This is a genomic window from Phytoactinopolyspora mesophila (genome assembly GCF_010122465.1).
GTDB classification, from domain to species: domain Bacteria; phylum Actinomycetota; class Actinomycetes; order Jiangellales; family Jiangellaceae; genus Phytoactinopolyspora; species Phytoactinopolyspora mesophila.
The window spans coordinates 24,109-36,299 of the sequence record NZ_WLZY01000001.1; the positions used below are offsets into that span (position 1 = coordinate 24,109).

General features: G+C 67.0%; 7 protein-coding genes. 6 read left to right on the forward strand and 1 reads right to left on the reverse strand.

All coding sequences use genetic code 11. The features are described 5' to 3' along the window. Positions 1 to 5 precede the first annotated feature (5 nt). The 4 genes from lgt to pyk all read left to right on the forward strand — a co-directional run bounded on the left by lgt (position 6) and on the right by pyk (position 9,170). Positions 6 to 1,133 (forward strand): prolipoprotein diacylglyceryl transferase, encoded by a 1,128-nt coding sequence (gene lgt / locus F7O44_RS00115; RefSeq protein WP_222850907.1) that lies wholly within the window; start codon positions 6 to 8, stop codon positions 1,131 to 1,133. 346 nt (positions 1,134 to 1,479) lie between these two features. Further along, positions 1,480 to 6,012, forward strand: coding sequence for a glutamate synthase large subunit (gltB, locus tag F7O44_RS00120; RefSeq protein ID WP_162448186.1), 4,533 nt, complete (start codon positions 1,480 to 1,482; stop codon positions 6,010 to 6,012). Continuing rightward, positions 6,005 to 7,474 carry a glutamate synthase subunit beta gene (locus F7O44_RS00125; RefSeq protein ID WP_162448187.1) on the forward strand — a complete coding sequence of 490 codons (1,470 nt, stop codon included), beginning with the start codon at positions 6,005 to 6,007 and terminating at the stop codon, positions 7,472 to 7,474. The genes gltB and F7O44_RS00125 overlap by 8 nt, the downstream gene beginning before the upstream one ends. Positions 7,475 to 7,730: 256 nt before the next feature. Beyond that, positions 7,731 to 9,170 carry a pyruvate kinase gene (pyk, locus tag F7O44_RS00130; RefSeq protein ID WP_162448188.1) on the forward strand — a complete coding sequence of 480 codons (1,440 nt, stop codon included), beginning with the start codon at positions 7,731 to 7,733 and terminating at the stop codon, positions 9,168 to 9,170. A 103-nt stretch (positions 9,171 to 9,273) separates the two neighbouring features. Here pyk and F7O44_RS00135 read toward each other — a convergent pair whose 3' ends face one another. Continuing rightward, positions 9,274 to 9,945: an IclR family transcriptional regulator gene (locus F7O44_RS00135; protein ID WP_162448189.1), complete on the reverse strand. Its 672-nt coding sequence runs from the start codon at positions 9,943 to 9,945 to the stop codon at positions 9,274 to 9,276. A gap of 159 nt (positions 9,946 to 10,104) precedes the next feature. Between F7O44_RS00135 and F7O44_RS00140 the strand changes: the two genes are divergently transcribed. Next, positions 10,105 to 11,301 (forward strand): homogentisate 1,2-dioxygenase, encoded by a 1,197-nt coding sequence (locus F7O44_RS00140; protein WP_162448190.1) that lies wholly within the window; start codon positions 10,105 to 10,107, stop codon positions 11,299 to 11,301. Then, a complete protein-coding gene (locus F7O44_RS00145; protein ID WP_162448191.1) occupies positions 11,271 to 12,170 on the forward strand; it encodes a hypothetical protein in 900 nt (299 codons plus the stop codon). The genes F7O44_RS00140 and F7O44_RS00145 overlap by 31 nt, the downstream gene beginning before the upstream one ends. Positions 12,171 to 12,191: the final 21 nt, after the last annotated feature.

Genomic DNA, 12,191 nt, shown 5'->3' on the forward strand with positions numbered 1-12,191 from the left:
TCCCCGTGAACACGATCTTGCCGATTACGTTGCCGGTCGCCCTGCCGTCGTCCATCCCCAGTCCGGAGCAGGCCGAGATACAGCTCGGGCCGCTGCCGATACGTGCGTATGCGCTGGCCATCATCATCGGCATTGTGGTGGCCATCTGGCTGGGCACCCGGCGCTGGGCGGCCCGCGGTGGCGTGCCCGAGGCCGTCGTCGACATCGCCATCTGGGCGGTGCCATTCGGGATCGTGGGCGCCCGGATCTATCACGTCGTCACCGATTACCAGCTGTACTTCAGTGAGGGTCGCGACCCGATGCGCGCCTTCGAGATCTGGCAAGGTGGTCTCGGCATCTGGGGGGCGATCGCCGGTGGCGCGCTGGGCGCCTGGATCGCCTGCCGCCGGCGGAACATCCCGTTGCCCGCGATGGCCGACGCGCTCGCCCCAGGCATTCTGATCGCGCAGGGTATCGGCCGATGGGGCAACTACTTCAACAACGAGCTCTACGGCCGCCAGACTGACCTGCCGTGGGGCCTTGAAGTCCATCAGATGGAGAACGGCCGGGCCGTGCGTGGCCCGGACGGCGAGCCGGTGTTGCTGGACGGCTTGTACCACCCGACGTTCCTGTACGAGTCGTTGTGGGCCTTCGCGGTGGCCGGCCTGTTGATCTGGGCCGACCGCCGGTTCCGGCTCGGGCACGGCCGAGTGTTCGCGCTGTACGTCGCCGGGTACACGCTGGGGCGCAGCTTGTTCGAATACCTGCGCATCGACGAGGCGAACGAGATCCTCGGACTGCGGGTCAATCAATGGGTCTCGGCGCTGCTGTTCGTGGCCGCGGTTGTCTACGTCATCTGGTCGGCGCGGACTCGGCCGGGCCGCGAAACACCGGAGGAACTGCGCGGCACATACGCCGAACCAGGTGATGTGGCGGAGACCAGCGACGACGCGGAGAAACCCGAAGGGGCCGCTCCCGGCGGCACATCGACTGAGGACGAGTCCACCCCCACGTCCAGCGGTGACGAATCCAGCACTACCCGCGCCGGCGACGAGTCCGGCGACGCGGACGACGTCGCCGTGCCGCAGCGGACCGAGGCGGGCGGCGAATCCGGCTCGTCCGACGCTGAGGACACGCCGGGCAGTGAGAAGTAACACGACGACCCCATTGCGCGTGATACCTCTCGTGACCGATGATGTCGTAGAGATTACGTAGCGTCCGGCAACTGTCTTCGCCGACAGCGGCCGGACGCTTCTGACCTCGATATACGGTAAGGTCGCATTGGCGCAGTGCCAGCGGTTGCCAGTTCATCGGTGGCCTGAGGTAGGTCATGCGCGGCATTGGCGCCGTCGCTGCCGGACGTTGTTTGTCCATTTATGGTGAGACAAGACAACATTTCGCTGTGCTGATGATGTAACCTCCACGAAACTCGTCAGAGCTTTTTGGGCCAGCGCTGTCCCGCCCGACCCGCCGCCAGGATCTAAGACGACGGGAGTGCCGATGCGCCTCACGCCTGCTAGCCGTAACCAGCCTGTTTCTCAGGGCTTGTACGACCCCCGTTTTGAGCACGACGCCTGTGGCGTGGCCTTTGTGGCCACGCTGGACGGTGTGGCCAGCCATCAGATCGTGCGGCACGGGCTCACGGCGCTGGCCAACCTCGACCACCGGGGTGCCTCCGGCGCGGAGCCCGGATCCGGTGACGGCGCCGGCATCCTGGTGCAGATTCCCGATGCGTTCTTCCGTGCGGTCGTTGATTTCGATCTTCCGTCGTTCGGCTCCTACGCGGTCGGCACGGCGTTCCTGCCGGACTCCGACGAGGACGCCCAGAAGGCCGTCGACGCGATCGAGCGGATCGCCGGCGAGGAAGAGCTGCGCGTCGTCGGCTGGCGCGAGGTCCCGGTTACCCCGGAGCTGGTCGGTGCTACCGCCCGCTCGGTGATGCCCCGTTTCCGGCAGCTGTTCGTGGCCGGCACCGGCGACGCCGGCGGAATGACCCTCGAGCGTCGCGCGTTTGTGCTGCGCAAGCGTGCCGAGCACGAACTCGGGACGTACTTCCCGAGCCTGTCGGCGCGCACCATTGTCTACAAGGGGATGCTCACCACCGGGCAGCTGGAGCCGTTCTTCCCCGATCTGTCCGACCACCGGTTCGCCTCGGCGCTGGCAGTGGTCCACTCGCGGTTCTCCACCAACACCTTCCCGAGCTGGCCGCTGGCACACCCGTACCGTTACGTCGCGCACAACGGCGAGATCAACACGGTGCAGGGCAACCGGAACTGGATGCGCGCCCGCGAGTCGCTGCTCGCCAGCGACGTCATCCCGGGCGACCTGTCGCGGATCTACCCGATCGTGGACCCCACCGGCAGCGACTCCGCCAGCTTCGACGAGGTTCTCGAGCTGCTCCACCTGGGCGGGCGGAGCCTGCCACACGCGGTGCGGATGATGATCCCTGAGGCGTGGGAGAACCACGCCGGCCTGTCGGACGAGCGCCGGGCCTTCTTCGAGTTCCACAGCACGATCATGGAGCCGTGGGACGGCCCGGCCTGCGTGGTCTTCACCGACGGCAACCAGGTCGGGGCGGTGCTGGACCGTAACGGTCTACGACCCGGACGATGGTGGGTCACTGACGACGGCCTGGTGGTCCTGGCCTCCGAGGCCGGTGTGCTCGACATCGAGCAGTCCAAGGTGGTCCGCAAGGGCCGCCTCGAGCCGGGCCGGATGTTCCTCGCCGATCTCGATGAGCATCGCATCATCAGCGACGACGAGGTGATGGAGCAGCTAGCCAGCGCGGAGCCCTACGGCGAGTGGCTGCATGCCGGCCTGATCCGGCTGGGCGACCTACCCGAGCGTGAGCACATCACCCACACTCACGCGAGTGTTACCCGGCGCCAGCAGACGTTCGGCTACACCGAGGAAGACCTGCGGATCCTGCTCACCCCAATGGCGATGAAGGGTGCGGAACCGATCGGCTCCATGGGCACCGACACCCCCATCGCCACCTTGTCCGAGCGTCCGCGGATGCTCTTCGACTACTTCGCCCAGCTGTTCGCTCAGGTGACGAACCCGCCGCTGGATGCCATCCGGGAAGAGCTGGTGACGTCCCTGGCCGGCACCATCGGCCCCGAAGGCAATCTGCTGGATGCCGGACCGGCGTCGTGCCGGCAGATGGTGGTGCCGTTCCCGGTCATCGACAACGACGATCTCGCGAAGATCATTCACGTCAACCGCGACGGGAACCTGCCGGGTTACGCCACACACGTCATCCGCGGCTTGTACGACGTCGCGGGTGGGGGCACGGCGCTGGCTCGCAGGCTGGACGAGATCTGCAACGAGGCCTCGAAGGCCATCGACGCCGGAGCACGGATCATCGTGCTGTCCGACCGGCACTCCGACGCAACCCAAGCGCCGATCCCGTCGCTGCTGCTGACCGCCGCGGTCCACCACCACCTGGTGCGGGAGAAGACCCGCACGCTGGTGGGGCTGGTCATCGAGGCCGGCGACGTGCGCGAGGTGCACCACGTGGCCCTGCTGATCGGCTACGGCGCGGCAGCCGTCAACCCTTATCTCGCCATGGAGACGGTCGAAGACCTGGCGCGGCGCGGCACGCTGCTGCAGGACATCGCCCCGGAGAAAGCCGTCGCCAACCTCATCAAGGCGCTGGGCAAGGGTGTGCTCAAGGTGATGAGCAAGATGGGCGTCTCGACGGTCGCCTCCTACACCGGCGCCCAGATTTTCGAGGCGGTCGGGCTGGCGCGCGACGTCGTCGATCGCTACTTCACCGGAACCACCTCCAAGCTCGGTGGCATCGGCCTCGACGTCATCGCCGAGGAAGTGCGCCGCCGGCACGTGCGTGCCTACCCGCCGGGTGGTGGAGCGGCCGCCCACCGGTCCCTGGACGTCGGCGGAGAGTACCAGTGGCGTCGTGAGGGCGAGCACCACCTGTTCGACCCTGAGACCGTCTTCCGGCTGCAGCACTCCACCCGCGCCGGGCGCTACGACGTGTTCAAGCAGTACACCAAGCGGGTCGACGAACAAGCCAAGCGCCTGATGACGCTGCGCGGACTGTTCGGTTTCAAGGAGGGCGTGCGCCCGCCGGTGCCCATCGAGGAGGTTGAGCCGGTCGAGTCGATCGTTCGCCGCTTCTCCACAGGCGCGATGTCTTACGGCTCGATCAGCGGGGAAGCACACGAGACACTGGCGATCGCCATGAACCGGCTGGGCGGAAAGTCCAACACCGGTGAAGGCGGCGAGGACCCCGAGCGCCTCTACGACCCGGAGCGGCGCAGTGCGGTGAAGCAGATCGCCAGCGGCCGGTTCGGCGTCACCTCCGAATACCTCACCAACGCCGACGACCTCCAGATCAAGATGGCGCAGGGTGCCAAGCCCGGCGAGGGCGGTCAGCTGCCTGGTCCGAAGGTCTGGCCGTGGATCGCCAAGACCCGGCACTCGACGCCGGGTGTCGGCCTGATCTCGCCGCCGCCGCATCACGACATCTACTCGATCGAGGATCTGGCGCAGCTGATCCACGATCTGAAGAACTCCAACCCGTCGGCCAGGGTGCACGTCAAGCTCGTCGCAGAGGTGGGCGTCGGCACGGTCGCGGCTGGTGTGTCCAAGGCGCACGCCGACGTCGTGCTCATCTCCGGACACGACGGCGGCACCGGTGCCTCACCGCTGACGTCGCTGAAACACGCCGGTGGGCCGTGGGAGCTCGGGCTGGCCGAGACCCAGCAGACACTCCTGCTCAATGGGCTGCGTGACCGCATCGTCGTACAGACCGACGGCCAGCTCAAGACCGGCCGCGACGTCGTCATCGCGGCGTTGCTGGGTGCGGAGGAGTACGGTTTCTCCACCGCACCGCTGGTGGTGTCCGGCTGCGTCATGATGCGGGTCTGTCATCTGGACACCTGCCCGGTCGGTATCGCCACCCAGAACCCGGAGCTACGCCAGCGCTACACCGGCAAAGCCGAGTTCGTGGTCAACTTCTTCGAGTACATCGCCGAGGAGGTCCGCGAGTATCTGGCACAGCTGGGTTTCCGGTCGCTCGACGAGGCGATCGGCCACGCCGACGTGCTCGACACGACGGAGGCGGTGGAGCACTGGAAGGCGAACGGCCTCGACCTGTCGCCGCTGCTGTACATGCCGGAGCTTCCTGAGGGTGCTGCCCGGCGCCAGATCGTCGCGCAGGACCACGGCCTGGAGAAGGCGCTGGACAACCAGCTCATCTCGCTGGCCACGGACGCGCTCGAGCACGGCGAGCCGGTACGGGCCCAGGTGAACATCCGCAACGTCAACCGCACGGTCGGCACCATGCTCGGCCACGAGGTGACCAAGCGGTTCGGCACCAACGCGCTGCCCGACGACACCATCGACATCACTCTGGTCGGCTCGGCCGGTCAGTCGTTCGGCGCGTTCGTTCCACGCGGCATCACGCTGCGGCTGGAAGGCGACGCGAACGACTACCTCGGCAAGGGCCTGTCCGGCGGGCGGATCATTCTGCGCCCGGACCGCGATGCCGGGTTCGTCGCCGAGGAGAACGTCGTCACCGGTAACGTCACCGCCTACGGCGCCACGAGCGGCGAACTGTTCATTCGTGGCGTGGCCGGTGAGCGCTTCTGCGTGCGTAACTCCGGTGCGACGGCCGTCGTCGAAGGTGTCGGCGACCACGCCTGTGAGTACATGACCGGGGGAGTGGCGGTGATCCTGGGCCGCACCGGCCGCAACGTCGCCGCCGGCATGTCGGGCGGCACGGCCTACGTGCTGGACCTGGACGAGTCCAGGGTCAATCCGGAGATGGTCGAGCTGGAGGAGCCGTCCGAGGAAGCCCTCGAGCGGCTGCACGGGATCATCACCCGGCACCGCGACGAGACCGGATCGGCGGTGGCCGAGGCGCTGCTCGCCGACTGGGAGCAGGCCGCGGCGCGATTCACCACGATCATGCCGCGCGATTTCAAACGAGTGCTCGCCGCCAAGGCCGCCGCCGAGCGCGATGGAAGAGACGTTGACACGGCTGTGATGGAGGCGGCGCATGGCTGATCCCCGTGGGTTCCTGACCACCGAGCGGCAAGGCGCCAAGGCGCGACCCGTCGCGGAGCGGCTCAAGGACTGGAAAGAGGTCTACCCGGAGCCGGGTATCGGCAAGACACTTCTGCCGATCATCACCAAGCAGGCCGGACGCTGCATGGACTGCGGTATCCCGTTCTGCCACCAGGGCTGCCCGTTGGGCAACCTGATCCCGGAGTGGAACGACCTCGTGTGGCGCGACGACTGGCGTGCCGCGGCCGAGCGGCTGCACGCGACCAACAACTTCCCGGAGTTCACTGGCCGCGTCTGCCCGGCGCCATGTGAGGCGGCCTGCGTCGTCGCCATCGCCGACGACGCAGTGACCATCAAGAACGTCGAGGTCTCCATCATCGACCGGGCTTTCGACGAGGGCTGGGTCGTGCCGCAACCACCGGAGCGGCTGACTGATCGCACCGTTGCCGTGATCGGCTCCGGACCGGCCGGTCTGGCCGTCGCCCAGCAGCTCACCCGGGCCGGGCACACGGTGGCGGTATACGAGCGCGACGACCGCGTCGGCGGCCTGCTGCGTTACGGCATCCCCGAGTTCAAGATGGAGAAGCGCCACGTCGACCGGCGCCTGGACCAGATGCGGGCCGAGGGCACCATCTTCCGCACCGGTGTCGAGGTGGGTAAGACGCTCACCGGGCAGGAACTGAAGTCGAAGTACGACGCCGTGGTGCTGGCCGTCGGCGCGACCGCCGCCCGCGATCTGTCCGTTCCCGGGCGCGAGCTCGAGGGCATCCACCAGGCCATGGAGTACCTGCCGCAGGCGAACCGCGTCGCGCTCGGCGAGACCGTGCCGGACCAGATCACCGCCGCGGGCAAACACGTGGTCATCATCGGTGGTGGTGACACCGGAGCCGACTGCTTGGGTACAGCACACCGGCAAGGTGCCGCCTCGGTGACCCAGCTGGAGATCATGCCCCAGCCGCCGGACTCACCGCATCCGTCCACACCGTGGCCCACGTGGCCGCTGATGCTGCGGACCTCCAGCGCCCATGAGGAAGGCGGGGAACGCGTCTACTCGGTCTCCACGCAGGAGTTCCTCGGCGATGGGTCGGGGCGGGTGCGTGCACTGAAGCTGGTGGAGATCCGGATGGGTGAGAACGGGTTCGAGCCGGTCGAGGGTACCGAGCGAGAACTACCCGCTGACCTGGTGTTGTTTGCCATGGGCTTCCTCGGCCCGGAGCGCTCGCCGCTGATCGAACAGCTCGGAGTGGAGCTGGACCAGCGGGGCAACGTGGTCCGCGACGGTGCATACGAGACCAGCGTGCCGGGTGTCTTCGTGGCCGGAGATGCCGGGCGCGGACAGTCGCTGATCGTGTGGGCCATCGCCGAGGGGCGGGCCTGCGCGGCCGGCGTCGACCGCTGGCTGACGGGGGCCGACCGCCTGCCGTCGCCCGTCGCGCCGACCGACCGCCCGTTGGTCGTGTGACTGTGGGTGGTGGGCTTCAGGGGTCTCCCGCCTCCCTGGCCTCCGGCGCCGGCGTTCGTGCGTTGCACTCACGCTCGCGCCTCCGGACGGTCGGCGAAAGAACCCTGAAGCCCACCACCCGGCACGGCGTCCGCCTTTATCGTCGCAATCTTGGGGCGGCGGGCGAGTGACAAAGCAATGATCAGGTCATGAACAGCACGTGCCATTGGCGGCCCAGGTCGCCTTATCAACGGAGATAGGACTAAAGTAGTTGGACGTGCGTAGAGCGAAGATAGTCTGCACCCTCGGTCCGGCGACTGACTCTCCGGAGCGCCTGCAGACATTGGTCGAAGCGGGTATGGACGTCGCCCGCTTCAATTTGAGCCACGGCAGCCACCTCGAACACGAGGAGAGGTATGCGCGCGTCCGCAAAGCGGCGGCCGAGGTAGGACGCAATGTCGGCGTACTCGTCGACCTGCAAGGTCCCAAGATTCGCCTTGGCACGTTCGCCCAGGGGTCGGTGCTTCTCGAACCAGGGGCGCGGTTCACCATCACCACCGACGACATCTCCGGCGACGTCGAGCGCAGTTCGACGACCCATGCCGGGCTCCCCGGCGACGTCGCCCCCGGTGACCAGGTGTTGGTGGACGACGGCAGGCTCGCCCTCGAGGTCGAAGAGGTCAACGGCAACGAGGTCGTGACCCGCGTTGTTCTGGGCGGTCGCGTGTCGAACAACAAGGGCCTCAATCTGCCCGGCACCGCGGTCAGCGTTCCGGCGATGTCGGACAAGGACATCGACGACCTCCGATGGGCGCTGCGGACGGGCGCGGACATGATCGCGTTGTCCTTCGTGCGCTCGGCGGCCGACATCGAAGACGTGCACCGGATCATGGACGAGGAACGCGTCCGCCTTCCGGTCATCGCCAAGGTCGAGAAGCCGCAAGCGGTCGAGAATCTCGAGGAGATCGTCGACGCCTTCGACGGCGTGATGGTCGCCCGTGGAGACCTCGGTGTCGAGCTGGACCTCTGGGATGTGCCGCTGGTTCAGAAGCAGGCCATCACGTTGTGCCGGCGGCAGGCCAAGCCGGTGATCGTGGCCACCCAGATGCTCGACTCGATGATCAACAGCCCGCGGCCCACCCGGGCGGAGACGTCCGACGTCGCCAACGCCGTGCTCGACGGTGCGGATGCCGTCATGCTCTCCGGTGAGACCAGCGTCGGGACCTATCCGATCGAGACCGTGACGACGATGAGCAAGATCGTCGAGACGGTCGAACAACACGGTCTGGAACGAATCCCCGCACTCGGGACGAGGCCGCGTACCAAGGGTGGAGTCATCACCAAGGCGGCAACCGAGACCGCTGAGCTGCTGGAAGCCAAGTTCATCGTGGCCTTCACCCAAAGCGGTGACTCCGCGCGGCGGATGTCGCGGCTGCGTCCGGTCACTCCGCTGCTCGCGTTCAGCCCGCTCGAGTCCACTCGCCACCAGCTGGCGTTGTCGTGGGGTATCGAGGCATTCACCGCCGAACATGTCGAGCACACCGACGAGATGGTCAAGCAGGTAGACCGGGTGCTGCTGGAGCAGGGCCGCTGCGAGAGGGGCGACATCGTCGTGATCGTCGCCGGCTCGCCACCAGGCATCCCAGGTTCCACGAACGCCATGCGGGTGCACCGTATTGGCGACGCCGTGGGTAAGGTCGCCCCCGCCTACAACTGACCTTCACCCCACCGGTGATCGTGAGCGAGAATCGGCGTTAATCAGCTGCTCCCTGAGGGCAAATGTCGCTTATGTGGAGCAAGAATCCGCTCACGATCACCGGTCAGGGGAGGGCCTTGCCGATCACGTCGGCGGCGTGGATGACCATACTGGCCGTCGTGTCCTCGTCCAGCGGCTGCAGGGCGACGACGCCCACTGAGGCCTCCGCATCACCTGCGCGCGGGCGCAGCGGCGCGGCCAGGCCCCACGCGCCGCGTTGCAGCTCGCCCTGGCTGACTGAGTAGCCCTGGCGGCGTGCCAGGCTGATCTCGTCGCGTTCTCCCTCTTGGGGTGGCCGGGCGCTCAGAATGGCCAAGCCGGCTGATCCGCGCGTGGCGGGATGCCGAGTGCCGACCCGGTAGGCGACATGGGCGTCGGCGTGCAGCGGTTCGACCACCACCGTGCTGACGACTTCCTCGCCGTCGAGCAACGACAAGAACGCCGTGGCGCCGGTCTCGTCGGCGAGCTCACGCAGCGGCGCCTGGGAGATGCTCTGCAGATCGGGCCGCACGGCGCCGGCGAGTTCGATGATCGTGAGGCCGAGCCGGTACCGGCTGTCGGAGCCTTGGCTGACCAGGCCATGGCCGGACAACGTGGTCAATAGCCGGTAGATGCCGGTGCGGTGCACACCCACGGCTCGGGCCAGCTCCGTGGTGGTCAGCCCGCGGGGATTCCCGGCCAGGGCTTTGAGGATCTGCACGCCGTTGTCGACCGTCTTCGAGCCTGTTGCGGCCATGGAACCTCGCTCATCACCTTGACGTGTTCTCCGCCACTGCCTAGCGTGACGGGTAGTGCTGTAAATGCACTATAGGGGCGATTATCGCACCTCGCATCGGACGTGCAACGACACGCATGGTGCGGTGGGTGTAAGGCGGTAACGGCAAGGAGGCCACCGATGGCGTACTACCGGCACGTGGGCGAGATCCCACCGAAAAGACATACCCAGCATCGCCGGCCCGACGGCGGGCTCTACTACGAGGAGCTGATGGGTGAGGAGGGTTTCTCCAGCGACTCGTCACTGCTGTATCACCAGAACATTCCGTCGGCTATCGCCGATGCCCAGCCGTGGGAGTTGCCGGATCAGTCACTGACGGCGAATCATCCGCTGAAACCCCGGCACCTGAAGTTGCACAATCTCTTCGAGGGCCAGGAGTGGAAAGCCCTCGACGTGGTGAACGGCCGACGGCTCGTGCTCGGCAACGCCGATGTGCGCATCTCCTACGTCGTCGCGGGTGAGACGTCCCCGCTCTACCGCAACGCCATCGGTGACGAGTGTGTGTACGTCGAATCCGGATCCGGTGTGGTGGAGACCGTGTTCGGTGTGCTGCCGGTACGTCCGGGCGATCAAGTTGTGCTGCCGCGGGCCACGACACATCGCTGGGTACCGAGCGCCGACGAACCACTGCGCGCGTACGTGATCGAGGCGAACTCACACATCGCGCCGCCCAAGCGGTACCTGTCTCGCTACGGCCAACTGCTCGAGCATGCTCCGTACTGCGAGCGTGATCTACACGGACCATCGGAGCCGTTGCTCGTGGACGGCGCGGATGTGGAGGTCCTGGTCAAGCATCGCGGGCCAACGGGGGTGGCCGGAACCCGCTTCGTGTATCCGCGGCATCCGTTCGATGTGGTCGGCTGGGACGGCTGTCTGTATCCCTACACGTTCAACATCTCGGACTTCGAGCCGATCACCGGGCGGGTGCACCAGCCGCCGCCTGTGCACCAGGTGTTCGAAGGGCATAACTTCGTCATCTGCAATTTCGTGCCGCGCAAGGTGGACTATCACCCGTTGTCCATCCCGGTGCCGTACTACCACTCCAATGTGGATTCCGACGAGGTCATGTTCTACTGCGGCGGCAACTACGAAGCCCGCAAGGGTTCCGGCATCGGCCAGGGCTCCATCTCGTTGCACCCCGGAGGCTGGTCACACGGCCCGCAGCCTGGGGCTTACGAGGGCAGTATCGGCATGGAGCGCTCCGACGAGCTTGCGGTCATGGTCGATACGTTCCGTCCGCTGGACATAGGCGAGGGCGGATTCGCCTCGGAGGATCCGGAGTATGCATGGAGCTGGATCCGGAGGTCGCCAGGGTGAGGCAACGTGCCGAGCCGGAGCTGATGCAGGACCTGGTCGATGATGCCGGGCTCTTTCCCCCCACCGCGCTGAGCATGCCTGCGGCGGTGGCACGGCACCGTGTGGACCAGTCCGGGCGGAGCCGGGTCCTGACCCACCGGTTTCTCTGCCCGGTTTCACGGGTGGCCGAGTTGTGCGCCGAACTGCGGGCCGGCGATCGCATCGACCTGGGTCTGATCGCCGACAACGGTCCGGACGGACTGGCACAGGCGGTGGCCGCGGCGACGGCCGATGAAGCGCTGCGGCTGGTCAGCGTCGAGTTTCCGCTGGCACGGACCGTGGAGAGCGATCCGCCGGCTGCTGTCGGTAGCGCCCTGGCGGTGATTCGGGAAGCGAAGGTCGCGGATACTGTCCCGGTGTTCATGGAGCCACGGGCGCTGGCGGACGTCGAAAGCCTGGCTCCAGCCGTCGCGCAACTGCAGGACGAACGACCGGTGGGCCTGAAACTGCGCTGTGGCGGTGTCCGGGCCGAGCTCTTCCCGTCCCCGGAACAGCTGGCTGCCGCGCTCATAGCCGTGACCCGCGCCGGTGTGGTGGTGAAGGCGACGGCCGGTCTGCACCATGCCGTTCGCTACACCGATCCATCTACGGGCTTCACCCACCACGGCTATCTGAACCTGCTGATGGCCACCGCCGAAGCGGTAAGCGGCAGATCCGGTCTGGAAGAAGTCGCGGCAACGTTGCGCGTGACCGATCCGGCCACGCTGACCGCCAAAGCCGCGGCGCTGGATCCCGACCATGTGGCCAGGACCCGCGCAGTGCTCGTCAGCTACGGATCATGCAGCACCAGCACGCCACTCACCGAGGCACGGGTGCTCGGGCTCACCTAACCCATGATCATGAACACTAGA

Coding starts and splice junctions, on each gene's coding strand:
- F7O44_RS00140 (WP_162448190.1), top strand. CDS start 10,105: ATGGCGTACTACCGGCACGTGGGCGAGATCCCACCGAAAAGACATACC.
- F7O44_RS00125 (WP_162448187.1), top strand. CDS start 6,005: ATGGCTGATCCCCGTGGGTTCCTGACCACCGAGCGGCAAGGCGCCAAG.
- gltB (WP_162448186.1), top strand. CDS start 1,480: ATGCGCCTCACGCCTGCTAGCCGTAACCAGCCTGTTTCTCAGGGCTTG.
- F7O44_RS00145 (WP_162448191.1), top strand. CDS start 11,271: ATGGAGCTGGATCCGGAGGTCGCCAGGGTGAGGCAACGTGCCGAGCCG.
- F7O44_RS00135 (WP_162448189.1), bottom strand. CDS start 9,945: ATGGCCGCAACAGGCTCGAAGACGGTCGACAACGGCGTGCAGATCCTC.